The following is a 17899-nucleotide window of genomic DNA, read 5'->3' on the forward strand; positions in this document are numbered from 1 at the left end:
GGGCCTGGGGGGAGGTCACGGCAATCCCGGCTGGGCCGGCCGGGAGTCGTCAAGGAATGATGGCCGCAGTGTTGGTTCGATCCATGACCCAGAAGAGGAATTCGACGTGATCAAGAAGCAGAACCTTCGCATCAATGTGTTGGCAGCCGCCGTGCTGTCGCTGACCGGTGTTGGCCTGGCACAGGCCGCCGACCTGAAAGCAAATGCGCCGTTGTCCGGCCCGAAGACGCAGCAGGTTGATGGCATCATCGTGAAGTACCGCGCTGGCAGCGCCGCAGCTGCCGATGCAAATGCCAAGCTGGCCGTGGTCAACTCGGCCATCGCGCGCGCCGTGCCGGCAGGCACCAATGCAGCTGCGCGCAGTGCCGCGCTGCGCCCGCAGGTGGCCCGCAGGCTCGGCATCGGTGCCGATCTGATCCGCCTGCAGGGAGGGATCGCGCGCGCCGAACTGGACAAGGTGCTGGGCGAACTGAAGGCTGACCCGACCGTCGAATATGCGGTGGCCGACGCCGTCATGTATCCGATCGATGCCGCGTCGTCGCCGCGCGCGGACGCCGTCGCGAAGTCCGATGCGTCGCCCAGCTTCGTGCCCAACGATCCTTACTACCAGAGCCACAACTGGCACTTCCACAACCCGGTCGGCGGCGTCAACGCACCGGCCGCATGGGACGTCTCGCAGGGCGAGGGCATCGTGGTGGCCGTGCTCGATACCGGCATCCTGCCCGAGCACCCGGATTTTGCCGCCGGCACCCTGCTGGAGGGCTACGACTTCATCAGCCAGGCCAGCCGCTCGCGTCGTGCCGCCGATGGCCGCGTGCCAGGTGCACTCGACTACGGTGACTGGATGCCCACCGCCAATGCCTGCTACGACGGTTCGCCGGTACGCGACAGCAGCTGGCACGGTACCCATGTGACCGGCACCATCGCCGAGGCCACCAACAACGGCCTGCATACCGCCGGCCTGGCCTACAAGGCCAAGGTGCTGCCGGTGCGCGTGCTCGGCTATTGCGGTGGCACCCTGTCGGACATCACCGACGCCATCACCTGGGCCTCGGGCGGTACCGTGGCCGGCATTCCTGCCAACCAGAATCCGGCCGAGATCATCAACATGAGCCTGGGCGGCTCCGGCAGCTGCGATCCGGCCTACCAGGCGGCCATCACCGGTGCCACCAACCGCGGTACCCTGGTGGTGGTGGCAGCCGGCAACGACTCGATGAATGTCGCCAACGCCCGCCCGGCCAACTGCGATGGCGTGGTCTCGGTCGGCGCGACCGGCATCACCGGCGCCATGGCCTACTACTCCAACTTCGGTACCCGCATCGATCTGTCCGGCCCGGGCGGTGGCGTCACCGACGGCAATCCGAACGGCTATGTCTGGCAGGCGGTGTCCAGCAGCAAGACGTCGCCGCCGGCAGCCGGTTCCACCGAGGGTTACACCCTTGGCGGCAAGGCTGGCACGTCGATGGCGGCACCGCATGTGGCTGCCGTCGCCGCACTGGTGCAGAGCGCGCTGATCGCCGCCAACCGCGACCCGCTCGCGCCGGCGGGCATGCGTACCCTGCTGAAGGAAACGGCACGTCCGTTCCCGGTCAGCATTCCGTCCGCCACCCCGATCGGTACCGGCATCGTCGATGCCAAGGCCGCGCTGGACAAGGCCCTGGAAGAGCCGTGCACCGAGAACTGCGGGCCGGTGGCCAAGCCGCTGACCAACAAGGTGGCCATCGGCGGGTTGAGTGGTGCCGCCGGCAGCAGCGTGCTTTACAGCTTCGAAGCCGCGGCAGGCAAGCAGCTCAGCGTCATCACCTATGGTGGCACCGGCAACGTGTCGGTCTACCTGGCCAAGGGCCGCGAGCCGAGTGCCACCGACAACGATGCGCGCTCGACCCGTCCGGGCACCTCGGAAACGGTGCGGGTGACGGCACCGACTGCCGGCACCTACTACATCAAGGTGGTGGGCGAGGCGGCTTACAGCGGTGTGAGCATTCTCGCCACGCAGTAAGCGCGCAATGCGGTAGTTGAATGGCCGAAGCCCGTCACCCGCATGTGACGGGCTTCGTCTTTTTACGAAAGCGGGCGGCGGGGCGACGGAAATCACGACGTAACTGCTAAAGTCGAGCCGATTGACAGGAGAGTCACGTGAACGCCCTTGCTGCAACCGCTGCCGACGACGCCGAAGGCCGCATCCTGGATGCGTTGTTGGCGCGTGGCCGCCTCAAGGAGAGCGATCTTGCACGGGCACGGCCGCTGCACGCGGAGGCCGGCGGCAGCCTGCTTGGCCTGCTGGTGCGGCTGGGGCTGGTGTCCGAACGTGACCAGGCGCAGGCCAGCGCCGAGGTGCTGGGCCTGCCGCTGCTGGATGGCAAGCAGCTGCCGGATTCACCGCCCCAGGGTCTGGCCGAGGGCCTGCCGCTGTCCCTGCGTTTCCTCAAACAGTTCCATGTATGCCCGCTGGCGCTGGATGAACAGGGTGTACGGCTGTGGCTGGCCGATGCCCACGATCCCTATCCGCAGCAGGCTGTGCAGCTGGCACTTGGCGTACCGGTGACCCCGGTGCTGGGCATGCGTGCGGAGATCGATGATCTGGTCGAGCGCTGGTTCGGCCAGGGCCGCAGCGCGATGGGCGCGATTGTTGAAACCGCAGACGGCGAGGGCGGCGCGGTCGACGATATCGAGCACCTGCGCGACCTGGCCTCGGAAGCGCCGGTGATCCGCCTGGTCAACCTGGTGATCCAGCGTGCGGTGGAACTGCGCGCTTCGGACATCCACGTCGAGCCGTTCGAAAGCCGGCTGAAGGTGCGTTACCGCGTCGACGGCGTGCTGGTGGAAGGCGAAAGCCCGCCGGCCAACCTCACCGCAGCGGTGATCAGCCGCATCAAGATCATGGCCCGCCTCAACATCGCCGAGCGCCGCCTGCCGCAGGACGGCCGCATCATGCTGCGCGTGCAGGGCAAGGAGCTGGACCTGCGCGTAAGCACGGTGCCGACCGCGCACGGCGAAAGCGTGGTGATGCGCCTGCTCGACCGCGAAACGGTGGTGTTCGATTTCCATCGTCTCGGCTTTACCGATGCGTTCCTGCCGCAGTTCCGCAAAGTGCTGGAACAACCGCACGGCATCCTGCTGGTCACAGGCCCGACCGGTTCGGGCAAGACCACCACGCTGTACACCGCGCTGAGCCAGCTCAACACCGCCGACGTCAAGATCATCACGGTGGAAGATCCGGTCGAGTACCAGATCGAGGGCATCAACCAGATCCAGGCCAAGCCGCAGATCGGCCTGGACTTCGCCAACGCACTGCGCAGCATCGTGCGCCAGGACCCGGACATCATCATGATCGGCGAAATGCGCGACCTGGAAACCGCGCGCATCGCGATCCAGTCGGCGCTGACCGGCCACCTGGTGCTGTCTACCCTGCACACCAACAATGCGGCCGGCGGCATCACCCGCCTGCTCGACATGGGCGTGGAGGACTATCTCCTCACGTCCACCATCAACGGCATCCTGGCCCAGCGCCTGGTGCGTCGGCTGGAGCCGACCCACGCCGAGCGCTATGAAGCCTCGCCGGAGGAGATCGAGCGTTTCGAGCTGCGCCGCCTGCAGCCGGAAGGGCCGATCCATCTATACCGCCCGAAGCCTTCGGCACTGGCGCCGACTGGTTACCTGGGCCGCACCACCATCATGGAATTCCTGGTGATGAACGACGCGCTGCGGCGTGCGGTGATGCGCCGCGATGGCATGGGCGAGATCGAACGCATCGCCCGTGAAGCCGGCATGCGCACCATGTACGAGGATGGCCTGGCCAAAGCACTCAGCGGCCAGACCACCATCGAGGAAGTGCTGCGCGTGACCGAGGAAAGCTGATGCGCGCAGGACGCCGGGGCTGACATGCCGAACTACCGCTACAAAGCGCTCAATTCGCACGGCGAGATATTCGACGGGCAGATGGAAGCCGCCAGCGAGGCCGAACTGGTCGCGCGCCTGCAGGATCAGGGCCATCTGCCGATGGAGACCCAGCTGGCCGATGGCGGCGTGGTCGGCGGCAGCAGCTGGCGCACGCTGCTGCGCCAGCGCCCGTTGCAGGGCGCGGCGCTGCTGCAGTTCACCCAGCAGCTGGCGACCCTGCTTGGTGCGGGCCAGCCGCTGGACCGTGCACTGTCGATCCTGCTCGGGCTTCCGGAAGACGAACGCTCGCGGCGTGCGATCACCGACATCCGCGACGTGGTGCGCGGCGGTGCGCCGCTGTCGACCGCGCTGGAGCGCCAGCACGGCCTGTTCTCGCGCCTGTACGTGAACATGGTGCGTGCCGGCGAGGCGGGTGGCAGCCTGCACGAGACCCTGCAGCGGCTGGCCGACTACCTCGAACGCAGCCGCGCGCTGCAGGGCAAGGTGATCAACGCACTGGTCTATCCGGCCATCCTGCTGGTGGTGGTGGGCGGTGCGCTGCTGTTCCTGCTCGGTTACGTGGTGCCACAGTTCGCGCAGATGTACGAAAGCCTGGACGTGGCGCTGCCGTGGTTCACCAATGCGGTGCTGCAGCTGGGCCTGTTCGTGCGCGACTGGTGGGTGCTGCTGCTGGTAGTGCCCGCACTGCTGGCATTGTTCTTCGAACGCAAGGTACGGCAACCGGCGTTCCGGCTGGCGCTGGATGGATGGCTGCTGCAGCGTCGCGGCATCGGCCGCCTGCTGGGCGAACTGGAAACCGCGCGGCTGGCGCGCACGCTGGGCACCCTGCTGCGCAATGGCGTGCCGCTGCTCGGGGCGCTGGGCATCGCACGCAACGTGCTGGGCAACCGCGCGCTGGCCGCTGATGTGGAAGCGGCCGCCGACGAAGTGAAGAACGGTGCCGGCCTGTCGCTGGCACTGTCACGCGGCAAGCGTTTCCCACGCCTGGCCCTGCAGATGATCCAGGTCGGCGAGGAATCCGGTGCCCTCGATACCATGCTGCTGAAAGCTGCCGACACGTTTGAACAGGACAGCGCCCGTCGCATCGACCGCCTGTTGGCCGCGATGGTACCAGCGATCACCCTGGTGCTGGCCTCGGTGGTCGGTGCGGTGATCGTCGCCGTGCTGGTGCCGTTGTACGACCTGACCAATGCCATCGGCTGATGATGGCTCCCTACGCAACCCCGACACTCCGCAACTGAAAGGACCGACCATGATTGCTTCCCGTCGACCGATCCGCCTTTCCTTCACTGCCGCGCGCAACCAGTCGGGCATGAGCCTGCTGGAGATCATCATCGTCATCGTGCTGATCGGCGCGGTGCTGACCCTGGTCGCCAGCCGCGTGCTGGGCGGTGCCGATCGTGGCAAGGCGAACATCGCCAAGGCCCAGGTGCAGACCGTTGCCTCCAAGGTCGACAACTACCAGATCGATACCGGCAAGCTGCCTGGCTCGCTCAACGATCTGGTGACCGCACCGGCAGGTGTCGGCGGCTGGCTGGGCCCGTACGCCAAGCCGGCCGACCTGAATGACCCGTGGGGCCACGCGCTGGAGTACCGCGCGCCGGGCGAAGGCCAGCCGTATGAACTGATCAGCCTGGGCAAGGACGGCAAGGCCGGCGGCAGCAGCGTCGACGCTGACATCCGCTACCAGCCGTAACCGGGCATGACGCATTTCCTGCAGCGCCGGCTGCCTCGCCCGCGCCTGCACGGCAGGCGCGCAGCGGGCCTGTCGCTGCTGGAAATGCTGCTGGTGATCGCGCTGATCGCCGCGATCGGCCTGATCACCGCTGCGGGTCTGTCGCGCGGCTTTGCCGGCATGCAGCTGCGCAGCGCCGGCAAGGACATCGCCAACCAGCTGCGCATGGTGCGCGCCCAGGCCATCGCGCGCGGTGAGCCGCAGCGCTTCGTGATCGAACCGGCGCGTCGCCGTTGGCAGGGGGCCAACCAGCGGCAGGGCGATGTGCCGACGCAGCTGCAGGTGCAGTTCGAAGGTGCCGCGCAGCTGGCCACCGCGCCGGGGCAGGGCGTGATCGAGTTCCATCCCGATGGTGGCTCCAGTGGTGGCCGCATCCGCCTGCAACGTGAGGGCGCCGAATGGCGCATCGATGTCGGCTGGCTGACCGGCGAGGTCCGCTCCGGCCCGTGGCAGGCGCCATGAAGCGGCAGGCGCGTGGTTTCACGTTGCTGGAAGTGATCATCGCCTTCGCCTTGCTGGGCCTGGCGCTGACGCTGCTGCTGGGCAGCCTGTCAGGTGGCGCGAAACAGGTCCGGGAGGCCGAGCTGCGCACGCGTGCGGTGCTGCATGCGCAGTCATTGCTGGCCGAAGCCGGTGTCGCCGCGCCATTGCAGGTGGGCAGCCAGCAGGGCGACTGGGAACAGGGCCGATACCATTGGGAGCTGCAGGTACAGCCATGGGTCGAGCCGCGTGCCGCCAACGCGGTACAGGCACAGGCGCAATCGCCGGGGGCTCCCTGGCTGGCCGAGCTGCAGCTTCAGGTGCGCTGGGGCGAAGGCGAACGCGAACAACTGCGCTGGCGCAGCCTGCGCCTGCTGCCGCCGGACCTGGAGAGCGCGCGATGAAGCGACGCGCCGCAGGATTTACCCTGGTGGAAGTGATGTTGGCCACGGTGCTGTTGGCCGGTGGCCTGGCGTTGGCCTTTGCCAGCGTGCGCTCGGCGATGGCGGTGAGCCAGCGTGGCGAGCAGATTGCCGCCGAGAGCGAACGCATGCGTGCGGTCGAGGCTCTGCTGCGGCGGCAGCTGGCCGGTGCGCTGCGCACGCCGCTGGAAGTGCCCGATCCCACCCGCGAACCGATCTTCTTCCAGGGCGAAGAGCAACGCATGCTGTTCGCGGCCGATCTACCGGGCTATCTGGGCCGTGGCGGTGCCTACCTGCACGCACTGCAGGTGGATGGCCGCAGCGGCCAGCAACGCCTCCTGCTCGACCTGGTGCTGCTGCAGGAGGGCGAGCGCATCGCCGAAACTCCGCCGCGCCCACCGGAGGTGCTGGTGGAGAACCTCAAGTCGGTGCAACTACGCTATCGCGGCATCGATGCCAGCACCGGGCAGGTGACTGATTGGACGCCGCGCTGGGATGACACCCGGCGCCTGCCGATGCTGGTGGAGATCCAGATCGTGCCCGCCAAGGGCGCTCCCTGGCCTGCACTGGTGGTCGCTCCGCGCGCGGGCGGCAGTGGAGGAGCGCGATGAGCCGGGCGCACGGCGCGGCGCTGGTACTGGTCCTGTGGCTGATCGCCCTGATGACGGCGCTGGTGGGCGCGTTCGCGTTGAGCGCGCGGGTCGAGCACCTGCAGCAGCGGGTGCTGGATGATGATGCGCGAGGCCAGGAGCGTGCACGGGCGGGACTTGAGTACGCGCTGACGCGCCTGTCCGCCGATCCGCAGCGGGCGCCCTGGCGCGCCGATGGCCGTGTCTATCGCTGGCAGTTCGATGACGCCAGCATCGAGATCAAGGTGCTGGACGAGAACGGCAAGATCAACCTGAACCTGGCCGACGTGGCTCTGCTGAGCGCCTTCCTCAAGGCGCTGGGTGAAGACGAAGCGCAGGCCCGCCAGCTGGCCGGCGCGATCGTCGACTGGCGCGACGAGGACAGCCTGCTGCAGCCCGGCGGCGGTGCCGAAGCGCCCGACTATGCCGCGGCAGGCCTGCCCTATGGCCCCCGCAACAAGCGTTTCGAGACGCTGGGCGAGCTGCAGCGGGTACTCGGCATGCGCGGCCCGCTGTACCAGGCCATGCTGCCGCACCTGACCCTGTACAGCCGCCAGGCGCGCCCGGATCCCCAGTTTGCCAGCGCGCCGGTGCTGACCGCACTGGGCCTGGATGCGGATACCGTGCTGGCGCAGCGCGCACAGCAGGAGCGTGACGCAGATACCGCTGGCGGTGCGACAACGCTTGCCAGCAGCAGCGGCACCTATAGTATCGAGTCTCGTGCAACCGACGGCAGTGGACGCCGGTCGGTGTTGCAGGCAGTGGTACGCAATGGCTCGGGCGGGGTTCCCGGGCGGTCCTACACAGTGCTTCGCTGGGAGCAGGGAATGACAGCAAGATGACGGCATGGCAGGACAGTGTGCGGCAGGTACAGGGCCGGATCGGCCCTGGCGCCGGCCGTTTCCTGCGCTGGTGGCGGCAATCGCTGCTGGCCTGGGTGCCGGCACGTTGGCAGTGGGCACTGGGCTGGGCGCAGGCCCGCCTGCTGCTGCAGCGCGAAGGCGACCACCTTCAGGTCTGGCGTGAGGCGGGGGAGCGCCGCGAACCGGTGGTGCGGCTGCCGTGGCCGCTGTCACCGGCCGAACTGGATCGCGTGCTGGAAGCCCGCCTGCGCAGCTTGCCGCGGGTGTGGCTGCTGCCGGCCGGCGATGTGCTGCGCCGGCAGCTGCGCCTGCCAGCGGCGGCGGCTGACCGCCTGCGTGCGGTGGTCGGCTTCGAGATCGACCGGCAGACGCCGTTCGAATCCAGCCAGGTCAGCTATGACGTGCGTGAACGTGGCGCGGCGGGCGAGGGCCAGCTGCAGGTCGAACTGGTGGCCTGGCCGTTGCGGCAGCTCGAGGCCTGGCGCAGCAACGTGGGCCAATGGGCCGATGCACTGTCCGGTGTCGATGCCATCGATGCGCAGGGCAACATCCTGCAGGTGAACCTGCTGCCGCCCGCGCAGCGTCAGCTGCAGGCCGACCCGATGCGGCGCTGGAACCTTCTGCTGGCGGTGGCCGCGGTGGTGATGCTGGTGCTGGCTGGCCTGCAGCTGCTCGACAACCGCCGCGCGGCAGCTGATGAACTGCGTGCCGAAGTTGAGCGCAGTGCGCGCAGTGCGCGTGGCGTGGCCAGCGAACGTGCCCAGCTGCAGGCGCTGATCGACGGTGCTGCGTTCCTGGAAAAGCAGCGCGGCCAGCGCGCCGGTACGGTGGAGATCTGGAACGAACTGACCCGGCGCCTGCCGGAGGGGACGTACCTGGAAAAACTGGCCATCGAGAACAACAACCTGCAGCTGATCGGGCTCAGCCGCGAGGCATCGCAGCTGGTGCAGCTGCTGCAGGATGCGCCGCAGTGGCGCAAGGTGAACCTGACCGGCGTGCTGCAGGCCGATGGTGCCGCCAGCGGCCGCGACCGCTTCACCATGACCGCTGAACTGCAGCCGTTGCCGACGGCAGCCCCGACCCGGGAGGCGGCCGATGCCGATGCCAAGCGCACGCCGTGACCGCTGGCTGGCACTGGCACTGCTGCTGGCAGTGCTGGGCCTGGCCTATCTGCTGCTGGTGCACCCGTGGTTCACCCAGCCGCTGCGCGAGATCGATGCCGATGTCGCCGCACTGCGCGAACGCGAATCGCGCGTGCAGGCACAGTTGCAGCAGAAGCCGCAGATCGAGCAGCGCCTGCGAGCCACCCGCGAAGCCCTGCAGCAACGGCCGGGCTTCCTGCGTGAGGCCACTGCCGAGGCCGCCGCCGCCGCACTGGGCGCGAAGCTGCAGGACGCGGTGGCGATGGCCAGCCCGGGCAACCGCAGCTGCACCATCAGCAACCGCACGCCGCTCACCGACAACCGCCGGGACGCCGAGTTCGTGCGCGTGGCCATGCAGGTGCGCCTGCGCTGTGGCGTGGCCGAACTGGCCACGGTGCTGCACAGCCTGGAGACCGGCAGCCCGCGCCTGTTCGTCGACAACCTCAACCTGATCGCGCAGCGCTTCCAGCAGTCGCCGAATGAATCCGGGCTTGGCCTGGATGTGTCATTCGAACTGGCCGGTTACCTGCTGCCCGGTGCAGCAGCCGATGGCAGTGCGCCGACGCCTGCCGCCGAACCGGTGTCCGCGCCGCAGCCGCCTTCAGCGCCACCCGCCCCCGCACCGGCGGCGCCGGTCGAGGGACAGGAGGTCGCTGATGAAACTTGAGCAGATCAGCCTGCGCACCGGTTTCCTGCTGGCCCTGGCCGGTTGGGCTGCGGCGGTCTGGCTGGCCACCGGCTTCGGTCTGGGTAGCCAGTTGCCAGGTGCGGATGGCGATGCCGATGCGGTGCCTTCGCTGCCGGTGCTGCCGCCGTTGGCCGCAGAACGCATGCCCAGCGCCGACAGCTACAGCGCGATCGGCGAGCGACCGCTTTTCGCCGAGGACCGCAGGCCGAAGCCCTACCTGCTCGGTGGCAGCGAGCCGGCCGCCAGCGCCGCGCTGCGCCTGACCGGCGTGCTGTTGACCGGCGACTTCGGCATGGCCACCTTCACCACCGAACAGAACCGTTCGCTGCGGCTGCGCCTCAACGGCGAAGCGGTGGACGGCTGGCAACTTGTGGGGCTTGCGCCGCGCCAGGCCACGGTGATCGGCCCAAGCGGCAGCCAGGTGCTGGAACTGGCCGTGTTCAATGGCCAGGGCGGCGAGCCGCCCACCGTACTGCGGGGTGCCAATGGCGCGCCGCCGGCGGGTGCGGTCGTTGTGCCACCGCCGGCGGGTGCACCGCCGATGCCATCCCCACCTCCGGCTGCTGCAACCGCAACCGCAACCGCGCAGCCGCAGCCCGCCAGCAGCGTGCCATCAGCCGCCGCCGCGGCACCTCCTGCCAACACCAATGGCCCCAGCGAAGCGCAGATGCAGGCCATCCGCGAACGCATCCAGGCCCGTCGCCGCCAGCTGCAGCAACAACAGCAGCAACAACCGTCGCCGCCCCCGGGCGATGGCACCAACCGATAGAGTGAATGCATGAGCCTGCGTTTTCTTCCCTGGTCCTTTGCCCTCGCGCTGCTGGTCGGCTGCAGCACCGTGTCCGCGCCGCATGTGCAGCGCAAGGGCAATCTGTCGCCCACTGCCGAGGCCGGCCAGGCAGCTGATGTCGCAGCAGATGCTGCCCGTGACGCCCAGGGCGCTCCGCAGGCGGTGATCCGCCGTGGCACCGGCACCATGATCAACCGCGAAGCAGCACGTGCACCGGCACCGGCGCTGCATGGCGCCAGCACCGGTGAAGCAACCTTCAATTTCGAAGGCGAGTCGGTGCACGCGGTGGTCAAGGCCATCCTGGGTGACATGCTGGGCCAGAACTACGTGATCGCACCGGGCGTGCAGGGCACGGTCACCCTGGCCACGCCCAAGCCGGTGTCGCCAGCGCAGGCGTTGAACCTGCTGGAGATGGTGCTGGGCTGGAACAATGCCCGCATGGTCTACAGCGGTGGCCGCTACAACATCGTCGCTGCCGACCAGGCGCTGGCCGGTACGGTTGCGCCGAGCACGGCGCCTGCAGCCAGTGCGCGTGGCTTCGAGGTACGGGTGATCCCGCTGCAGTTCATCTCCGCCACCGAGATGAAGAAGGTGCTGGAGCCGTATGCGCGGCCTAATGCCATCGTCAACGTCGACAGCGGCCGCAACGTGATCACCCTCGGTGGCACCCGCGCCGAGCTGGAAAACTACATGCGCACCGTCGAGATCTTCGACGTTGACTGGCTCTCGGGCATGTCGGTGGGCGTGTTCCCGATCCAGTCGGGCAAGGCCGAGCAGGTCGCTGCCGATCTGGAGAAGGTGTTCGGCGAGGAGAGCAAGACCCCCAGCGCCGGCATGTTCCGTTTCCTGCCGCTGGAAAACGCCAACGCCGTGCTGGTGATCACCCCGCAGGTGCGTTACCTGGACCAGATCCAGCAGTGGCTGGACCGTATCGATACCGCCGGTGGCAGCGCCCGTCTGTTCTCCTACGAGCTGCGCTACATCAAGGCGCGCGACCTGGCCGAGCGGCTGAGTGAAGCCTTCGCCAGCAGCGGCAACCGCGGCGGCTCCAGCCCGGCATCGCTGGCACCCGGCGCGATTCCATCGCAGCTGGGCAGCGACGGCGAGCGCGGCATGGACAGCAACAACAGCAGCAGTTTCGGTTCGACCCCGGGCAGCGGTTCCAGCGGTGCCGGCAACGGCAGCATGAACCTGCCGCAGCGCCAGTCCGGCAACGTCAGCGTCAGCCTGGAAGTGGAAGGCGATCGCGTGGGCGTCTCGGCGGTGGAGGAGACCAATACCCTGCTGGTGCGTTCGAGCCCGCAGGCCTGGCGCTCGATCCGCGAGGTGATCGAGAAGCTGGACGTGATGCCGCTGCAGGTGCACATCGAAGCCCAGGTGGCCGAGGTGTCGCTGGATGGTGACCTGAAGTACGGCGTGAACTGGTTCTTCGACAATGCCGTGGTCGGGCGTGCCCTGACGGGAGCATTGGGCGGCGTGACCCTGCCGGCAGCAGCGGGTGGCTCCTGGAGCAGCTTCGCCGGTGCCGCAACCGGGGGCGAAGGCCTGGGCTGGGCATTCACCGGCCACAATGGTGCGGCGGTGGTGAGCGCGCTGGACAAGGTCACCGATGTACGCCTGCTGCAGACCCCCTCGGTGTTCGTGCGCAACAACGCCGAGGCCACGCTCAACGTGGGCGACAAGGTGCCGATCAACACCACCACGGTCAACACCGGTATCGGCACCGGCACCTACAGTTCGGTGCAGTACATCGACACCGGCGTGATCCTGAAGGTGCGCCCGCGCGTAACCCGCGATGGCACGGTGTTCCTCGATATCGTGCAGGAAGTGAGCAGCGCCTCGAACGTGCCCGACAACTGCAATCCGACCGAGCGCAACTGCAACCCGCGGATTTCCACCAAGAAGCTGTCGACCGAAGCGGCGGTGCAGAGCGGCGACACCATCATGCTGGCCGGCCTGATCACCGATTCGGCCACCGATGGCAGCAGCGGCATTCCCGGCCTGAGCCGGATTCCGGTGGTCGGCGCGCTGTTCGGGCAGAAGAGCCGCACCAGCCGCCGTTCGGAGGTGATCGTGCTGCTGACCCCGAGCATCGTGCGCAACGGGCAGGAAGCGCGGAATCTGACCGATGAGTACAGCCAGCGCTTCCGCGCGATGGAGCCGCTGAACCAGCCGCGCGCAAAGAAGTAAGGGGTTTGCGGCCGGGCTGCGCCCGGCACCCGCAGAGGCCGGAGCCAGAGCCAGAGCCGGAGCCGGAGCAACGGCAACAGCGGGTTTACTGAGGGGTGGCGGGGCTGTGTGGGTTGGCAGGACACGCCGTAAACCCGTCCCTGGGGGCTCGATGGCGCCATCCATGGCGCCAACGGTCCTGCCAACCCACACCGCCCCACCGTATGACAGATCCCCGCGGCTGTTGGTAGGTGTCGACCTTGGTCGACACGATCCACGCCATGCGTGGATGACTCTCCATCGAAATCGAATATTTCGAAATCTGTGAGATCTGAGCCGAGCATGGCTCGGCTCTACAGAAGAGCAGGCAGATCGCGGAAAACTGTCGAAGGCGGGGTGGGTCCGGTTGCGGGGGCGTGAGCCGCATGGATGCGGCGACCGAGCTTACATGGGTGAGGGCGCTTTGCTTGCGAAGCACTGCTTCGCAAGCGCCCGAACGCACAGCCGCCAGCGGCTGGGCCGGGCCCCGGAAGGGGGACTTGCAGCGTCCCCCGCAACCGGACCCCCCCCGCCATCCCACGGATAGCCGGCTTCTGCTGCTGCTTCGGCTTCGGCTCTGGCCTGAAGCGGGTGCCGGGTGCAACCCGGCCGATACCCTCCCGGTGCTAGGCTGTGGCTACCGACAACCACGGAGGCGGGATGGGGGCGATCGTGTTGTTGCCGCTGTGCGTGGACGATGCCGCGCTCGACCGCTGCCTGGCCGCACTGGATGCCGGCACCGCGCCGGGCACCGCGGTCTGGTTGGCCGACGATGCGCAGACCGGGCCGCGCGCGCAGGCGGTGGTGGAACATTGGTTGGCGCATACGCCACTGCAGGCCGAGTACACCCGCCGCGCGCGGCCGCTGGGCGAGGTGGCCCACCTGGACGAGATGTTGCGCGCCTGCGATGGCATGGACGTGGCGGTGCTGGCACCGGACAGCGTGCCCGCGCCGGGCTGGCTGCAGCAGCTGCAGGACACCTTCGCCCGCGATGCCGCCATCGCCACCGCAACCACGTGGTGCAATGCCGGCGAGACCGCTGCGTGGCCACGGCTGGGCGAAATCAATCCCGAACCCCATGATCCGGCCCTGCTGGCGCATACCTGTGCCACATTGCCAACCCTGCACCCCGAGCTGCCGTCCGCAGTCACCCATGCGGTGCTGGTGCGGGGCAACGCGCGTCGACGTGCCGGGGGCCTGGACGTGGACAGCTACGCCGGCTGGAACGCGGCGCTGGTGGACCTGAGCCTGCGCATGGCCGGCCTGGGATGGCGCAACGTGCTGTGCGAGACCGCCTTCGTCAGCCGGGCGGGGGAGGCGGTCAGCCGTGACGGCGATCTTGAAGCGCTGGCCGCGCGCTGGCCGGGCTGGGTGCCTCGGTTGGCGGACTTCCTGATGCACGACCCGCTGCACGGGCTGCGTGCCGACCTGCAGCAGCGCATGCGGCAGGCGATAATGCCGAAGGAACAGGGCGACCTGTTCGTTCCTTCCGCGCCGGAGCCACCCGTTTGAATGTTGCCATCGCCGCCATCGTCGTCACCTACCAGAGCGGCAGCACCATCGATGCCTGTCTCTCGCGCCTGCGCCAGGCGCGGGACGTGGCCGAAATCCGGGTGATCGACAACGGCTCGATGGATGGCACGCTGGATATCGTGCAGCGCCATGCCAGCCACGACCCGCGCGTGCGTTTTGTCGGCAATCCGGACAATCCCGGCTTTGCCGCCGCAAACAATCAGGGGGTGGCCGATTCGCACAGCCCGTGGCTGGCCTTCATCAACCCGGACCTGATGGTTGAGCCCGATACTCTGGCCGAGCTGCGCAGTCGTGCCGAACGGTTGGGGGATTGCCTGCTGGGTGTCGAACAGCTGGACGAGCATGGCCATGCCGACGAGGCCGTGCGCCGTCGTGATCCGGATTTCCTGTTGATGCTGCGTTCGCCCGGCAAAGGCTCGAAGCTGTCGGTCCCGCGCGATCCGCAGCAGGCGTTGCAGCGGGTGCCGGCGTTGTCTGGCGCGCTGCTGCTGATGCCGCGTGCGCTGTTCGACCGCATCGGTGGCTGGGACGCCGGCTATCGCCTGCACGCCGAAGACCTGGACTTGTGCCGGCGCGCACGTGAGGCTGGCGCGGTGGTGGCGATCGCCAACGACCTGCAGGTCACCCATGTGCGCGGTGTCTCCAGCCGCTCACGGCCGTTCTTCGTTGAATGGCACAAACACAAGGGCCTGTGGCGCTATTTCCAGAAGTTCGAAGCGAAGCAGCGTTCGCTGCCGGTGCGGGTGGCGGTGTGGGGCGCGATCTGGGCCCACGCTGTGATGCTGGTGCCGCGCCTGTTGCGCCGGTCCCTGTAGAGCCGAGCCCGCGCTCGGCTGCATGGATAGGGGCATCCATGCAGGGTGTGGATCCACGGGCGGCGCCCCCGGTTCACCCGTCCGGGCGCATAATCCGCCCCATGCCTATCATCCAGTCCCTGCTCGACACCGACCTGTACAAGTTCACCATGATGCAGGCGGTGCTCCACCAGCACCCCGGCGCCCAGGTGCAGTACCGGTTCAAGTGCCGCACCCCCGGCATCGACCTGGCCCGCTACATCGACCAGATCGACGAAGAGATCGACCACCTGTGCAGCCTGCGTTTCAGCAGCGCGGAACTGGACTACATGCGTGGGCTGCGCTTCGTGAAGCCGGACTTCGCCGATTTCCTCGGCCTGTTCCACCTGGACCGCAAGTACATCCAGTTGCGTGCGTCGAAAACCGTGCCCGGCGAGATCGAACTGGACATCACCGGTCCCTGGCTGCACACCATCCTGTTCGAAGTGCCGCTGCTGGCGATCATCAACGAAGTCTGGTTCCGCAACACCACCACGCCTGACTTCGCCGAAGGCGAGCGCCGCCTGCAGGCCAAGGCCGCGCTGCTGCGCGATACCCCCGGTTTCGAACAGTGCCGCATTGCCGACTACGGCAGCCGCCGCCGCTACTCGCGCGACTGGCACGCGCGCCTGCTGCCGTTGCTGCGCGATGCACTGGGCCCGCAGCTGGTGGGCACCAGCAACGTGCACTTCGCCCGCCTCTATGGCATGACCCCGCACGGCACGATGGCGCACGAGTACCTGCAGGCGTTCCAGGCGCTGGGCCCACGACTGCGCGATTCGCAGGTGGCGGCACTGGAATCGTGGGCGCGCGAGTACCGCGGCGACCTGGGTATCGCGCTGTCCGACGTGGTTGGCCTGGACGCGTTCCTGCGCGATTTCGACATGTACTTCTGCAAGCTGTTCGACGGTGTCCGCCATGACTCCGGCGATCCGTTCGACTGGGGCGACCGCATGCTGGCGCACTTCCAGCAGCGCCGGGTCGACCCGCGCAGCAAGGTGCTGGTGTTCAGCGATGGGCTCGACATCGCCAAGGTCATGCGCCTGTACGACTACTTCCGTGGTCGCTGCCAGGTCGCGTTCGGCGTCGGCACCCACCTGACCAATGATCTGGGTCCGACGCCGCTCAACATCGTCATCAAGATGGTCCGCTGCAACGGCCAGCCGGTGGCCAAGCTCAGCGATTCGCCGGGCAAGAGCATGTGCGACGACCCGGGTTACCTGGCTTACCTGCGCCAGGTCTTCGAGCTGCCGCAGCCGGCGTAACCGCGCCGGCCTTCAGTACTGCTTACAGGTAGTCGACAACGACCAGGTAGGCGCCCTGCAGCGGCTGCTGCTTCGAGGCCTGCACGCTGTAGCGCTCGGAGAAGGCGATATCGCCGGCGCGCATCGCGCTGGCCGACACCGACAGCTTCTGCCCCTGACGCTTGCCATCGCGCAGCGTTGCGGCCTGGCCATCGGCCAGCGCCGTCACAGCCACCGTCGAGCCCTTGGCCGACGGCGGGCAGGCCGCCAGGCTCAGCTCGCCCTGGGACAGGTTGGTCGTGCAGCCCGGTTCGACGATGCGGCCGCTGAAGCGGATGCTGCCGCTGCTGGCCTGGGCCACGGCACTGATGGACATCAGGGCCACGCACAGCAGAAGGGAGGTTCTCATGACACGTTCTCTGGTTCGGTGTGTCCTAGTTAGCGACAGCTTCGATCAGCCTTTAATAGGACGATTCCGAATCTGCTAGGCCCATCACCAAGAAAGAGTGATGCGCATCAAAGAAGCCGATTTCCACCTGAGAAAGGCCTGTTTCCGTGCATGCCGAACGCGCCACCTGAAGCGTCATCCAAGGTCGTTTCCGACCTGATCCGGCGACCGCCAAATCCCCGCACCTTTGAGGCCATCATTTCGCCTAGCACGTCACATTTATAGCGTCAATGAATTGGCGTTCAGAAAAATAATGAGACTTTCATCACACTTGTGCATATACGTGCGTCACGGATTCAGGGGAACGTATGTCCGAATCCGGCCACAGGTGAGACGCAAGGATGGGTCTTGTTCGCCCGGCAGTGCTCCTTGCTTCCTCCTCTACTTCCATCTCTTCAGTAGGGTTAGGTAAAAGCGAATGCACAAGATCAACCTCATCGCCGCTCTGATGCTGGCCGCCGCTCCGCTGGCCGCCAACGCCGCCGACGGCACCATCACCTTCACCGGCAAGGTGACCGACAAGACCTGCACCATCTCGACCCCGGGCGGCAAGGACTTCGCCGTCAACCTGCCGACCGTGTCGAAGAACACGCTGGCCGCCGCCGGCAACGTTGCGGGCCGTACCCCGTTCGCGATCAACCTGACCAAGTGCAGCGCCGGCAACGTCGCTACCTACTTCGAGCCGGGTTCGACCGTTGACTTCAACACCGGCCGCCTGCTGAACCAGGCCTCGGCCAACGCTGCCACCAACGTGCAGCTGCAGCTGCTGGGCTCGAACAACCAGGTCCTGCCGATCAAGGCTGCAGGCGCTGGCCAGGCCCAGACCAACTCGCAGTGGGTCACCGTCGGCACCGACGGCTCGGCCGACCTGAACTACTACGCCGAGTACTACGCCACTGCCGCCGCCACCCCGGGCGACGTCACCAGCAGCGTCAAGTACACGATCATCTACAACTGATCGCAGCCGTACCCGCATTGGCCGGC

At 67.6% G+C, this 17899-nt stretch carries 17 protein-coding genes; 16 read left to right on the forward strand and 1 reads right to left on the reverse strand.

What is annotated here, in order from left to right; translation table 11 throughout:
- Positions 1 to 106 precede the first annotated feature (106 nt).
- The 15 genes from AC5P9P_RS10675 (at position 107) to pncB (ending at position 16488) form a co-directional block, all read left to right on the forward strand.
- A complete protein-coding gene (locus tag AC5P9P_RS10675) occupies positions 107 to 1999 on the forward strand; it encodes a S8 family serine peptidase (RefSeq protein ID WP_049432189.1) in 1893 nt (630 codons plus the stop codon).
- 137 nt (positions 2000 to 2136) lie between these two features.
- Positions 2137 to 3858, forward strand: a complete 1722-nt coding sequence (gspE, locus tag AC5P9P_RS10680; RefSeq protein ID WP_005408024.1) for a type II secretion system ATPase GspE — start codon at positions 2137 to 2139, stop codon at positions 3856 to 3858.
- A 24-nt stretch (positions 3859 to 3882) separates the two neighbouring features.
- On the forward strand, positions 3883 to 5103 hold the full coding sequence (gene xpsF, locus AC5P9P_RS10685) for a type II secretion system protein XpsF (protein WP_005408025.1): 1221 nt from the start codon (positions 3883 to 3885) through the stop codon (positions 5101 to 5103).
- Between the two features lie 49 nt (positions 5104 to 5152).
- Positions 5153 to 5596: a type II secretion system major pseudopilin GspG gene (gspG, locus tag AC5P9P_RS10690; protein WP_004142831.1), complete on the forward strand. Its 444-nt coding sequence runs from the start codon at positions 5153 to 5155 to the stop codon at positions 5594 to 5596.
- A gap of 6 nt (positions 5597 to 5602) precedes the next feature.
- Positions 5603 to 6097: a type II secretion system protein XpsH gene (gene xpsH, locus AC5P9P_RS10695; protein ID WP_111108385.1), complete on the forward strand. Its 495-nt coding sequence runs from the start codon at positions 5603 to 5605 to the stop codon at positions 6095 to 6097.
- Complete coding sequence (gene xpsI / locus AC5P9P_RS10700; RefSeq protein WP_005408027.1) at positions 6094 to 6519, forward strand: type II secretion system protein XpsI; 426 nt, start codon at positions 6094 to 6096, stop codon at positions 6517 to 6519. Before xpsH ends, xpsI begins: the two co-directional genes overlap by 4 nt.
- Positions 6516 to 7148: a type II secretion system protein J gene (locus AC5P9P_RS10705; RefSeq protein ID WP_005412204.1), complete on the forward strand. Its 633-nt coding sequence runs from the start codon at positions 6516 to 6518 to the stop codon at positions 7146 to 7148. Before xpsI ends, AC5P9P_RS10705 begins: the two co-directional genes overlap by 4 nt.
- Complete coding sequence (locus tag AC5P9P_RS10710) at positions 7145 to 8008, forward strand: type II secretion system minor pseudopilin (protein ID WP_005408029.1); 864 nt, start codon at positions 7145 to 7147, stop codon at positions 8006 to 8008. The genes AC5P9P_RS10705 and AC5P9P_RS10710 overlap by 4 nt, the downstream gene beginning before the upstream one ends.
- Positions 8005 to 9150, forward strand: coding sequence for a PilN domain-containing protein (locus AC5P9P_RS10715; protein ID WP_049403932.1), 1146 nt, complete (start codon positions 8005 to 8007; stop codon positions 9148 to 9150). Before AC5P9P_RS10710 ends, AC5P9P_RS10715 begins: the two co-directional genes overlap by 4 nt.
- A complete protein-coding gene (gene gspM, locus AC5P9P_RS10720; protein WP_049432183.1) occupies positions 9125 to 9838 on the forward strand; it encodes a type II secretion system protein GspM in 714 nt (237 codons plus the stop codon). Before AC5P9P_RS10715 ends, gspM begins: the two co-directional genes overlap by 26 nt.
- Positions 9828 to 10628: a type II secretion system protein, XpsN-like gene (locus tag AC5P9P_RS10725; protein WP_033834383.1), complete on the forward strand. Its 801-nt coding sequence runs from the start codon at positions 9828 to 9830 to the stop codon at positions 10626 to 10628. The genes gspM and AC5P9P_RS10725 overlap by 11 nt, the downstream gene beginning before the upstream one ends.
- Before the next feature lie 9 nt (positions 10629 to 10637).
- Positions 10638 to 12839, forward strand: coding sequence for a type II secretion system secretin GspD (gspD, locus tag AC5P9P_RS10730; protein WP_495232767.1), 2202 nt, complete (start codon positions 10638 to 10640; stop codon positions 12837 to 12839).
- A 678-nt stretch (positions 12840 to 13517) separates the two neighbouring features.
- Positions 13518 to 14369 (forward strand): glycosyltransferase family 2 protein, encoded by an 852-nt coding sequence (locus tag AC5P9P_RS10735; RefSeq protein ID WP_495232768.1) that lies wholly within the window; start codon positions 13518 to 13520, stop codon positions 14367 to 14369.
- Positions 14366 to 15205, forward strand: a complete 840-nt coding sequence (locus AC5P9P_RS10740; RefSeq protein WP_033834856.1) for a glycosyltransferase family 2 protein — start codon at positions 14366 to 14368, stop codon at positions 15203 to 15205. The genes AC5P9P_RS10735 and AC5P9P_RS10740 overlap by 4 nt, the downstream gene beginning before the upstream one ends.
- Positions 15206 to 15306: 101 nt before the next feature.
- The gene (pncB, locus tag AC5P9P_RS10745; protein ID WP_049402409.1) at positions 15307 to 16488 is read left to right on the forward strand and encodes a nicotinate phosphoribosyltransferase; all 1182 of its coding nucleotides are present in this window, start codon (positions 15307 to 15309) and stop codon (positions 16486 to 16488) included.
- 22 nt (positions 16489 to 16510) lie between these two features.
- Here pncB and AC5P9P_RS10750 read toward each other — a convergent pair whose 3' ends face one another.
- Complete coding sequence (locus tag AC5P9P_RS10750) at positions 16511 to 16876, reverse strand: hypothetical protein (protein WP_033834854.1); 366 nt, start codon at positions 16874 to 16876, stop codon at positions 16511 to 16513.
- A gap of 457 nt (positions 16877 to 17333) precedes the next feature.
- Between AC5P9P_RS10750 and AC5P9P_RS10755 the strand changes: the two genes are divergently transcribed.
- Positions 17334 to 17873: a fimbrial protein gene (locus AC5P9P_RS10755; protein WP_033834853.1), complete on the forward strand. Its 540-nt coding sequence runs from the start codon at positions 17334 to 17336 to the stop codon at positions 17871 to 17873.
- Positions 17874 to 17899: the final 26 nt, after the last annotated feature.

This window comes from Stenotrophomonas sp. YJH_SMC_14-1, from assembly GCF_059372275.1.

What these genes read in the sequence shown, in the direction of transcription:
- gspM (WP_049432183.1), top strand. Translation starts at nt 9,125, where the DNA reads ATGCCGATGCCAAGCGCACGCCGTGACCGCTGGCTGGCACTGGCACTG.
- AC5P9P_RS10755 (WP_033834853.1), top strand. Translation starts at nt 17,334, where the DNA reads ATGCACAAGATCAACCTCATCGCCGCTCTGATGCTGGCCGCCGCTCCG.
- xpsF (WP_005408025.1), top strand. Translation starts at nt 3,883, where the DNA reads ATGCCGAACTACCGCTACAAAGCGCTCAATTCGCACGGCGAGATATTC.
- AC5P9P_RS10705 (WP_005412204.1), top strand. Translation starts at nt 6,516, where the DNA reads ATGAAGCGACGCGCCGCAGGATTTACCCTGGTGGAAGTGATGTTGGCC.
- gspD (WP_495232767.1), top strand. Translation starts at nt 10,638, where the DNA reads ATGAGCCTGCGTTTTCTTCCCTGGTCCTTTGCCCTCGCGCTGCTGGTC.
- AC5P9P_RS10735 (WP_495232768.1), top strand. Translation starts at nt 13,518, where the DNA reads ATGGGGGCGATCGTGTTGTTGCCGCTGTGCGTGGACGATGCCGCGCTC.
- AC5P9P_RS10750 (WP_033834854.1), bottom strand. Translation starts at nt 16,876, where the DNA reads ATGAGAACCTCCCTTCTGCTGTGCGTGGCCCTGATGTCCATCAGTGCC.
- pncB (WP_049402409.1), top strand. Translation starts at nt 15,307, where the DNA reads ATGCCTATCATCCAGTCCCTGCTCGACACCGACCTGTACAAGTTCACC.
- AC5P9P_RS10725 (WP_033834383.1), top strand. Translation starts at nt 9,828, where the DNA reads ATGAAACTTGAGCAGATCAGCCTGCGCACCGGTTTCCTGCTGGCCCTG.
- gspG (WP_004142831.1), top strand. Translation starts at nt 5,153, where the DNA reads ATGATTGCTTCCCGTCGACCGATCCGCCTTTCCTTCACTGCCGCGCGC.
- xpsI (WP_005408027.1), top strand. Translation starts at nt 6,094, where the DNA reads ATGAAGCGGCAGGCGCGTGGTTTCACGTTGCTGGAAGTGATCATCGCC.
- AC5P9P_RS10710 (WP_005408029.1), top strand. Translation starts at nt 7,145, where the DNA reads ATGAGCCGGGCGCACGGCGCGGCGCTGGTACTGGTCCTGTGGCTGATC.
- xpsH (WP_111108385.1), top strand. Translation starts at nt 5,603, where the DNA reads ATGACGCATTTCCTGCAGCGCCGGCTGCCTCGCCCGCGCCTGCACGGC.
- AC5P9P_RS10715 (WP_049403932.1), top strand. Translation starts at nt 8,005, where the DNA reads ATGACGGCATGGCAGGACAGTGTGCGGCAGGTACAGGGCCGGATCGGC.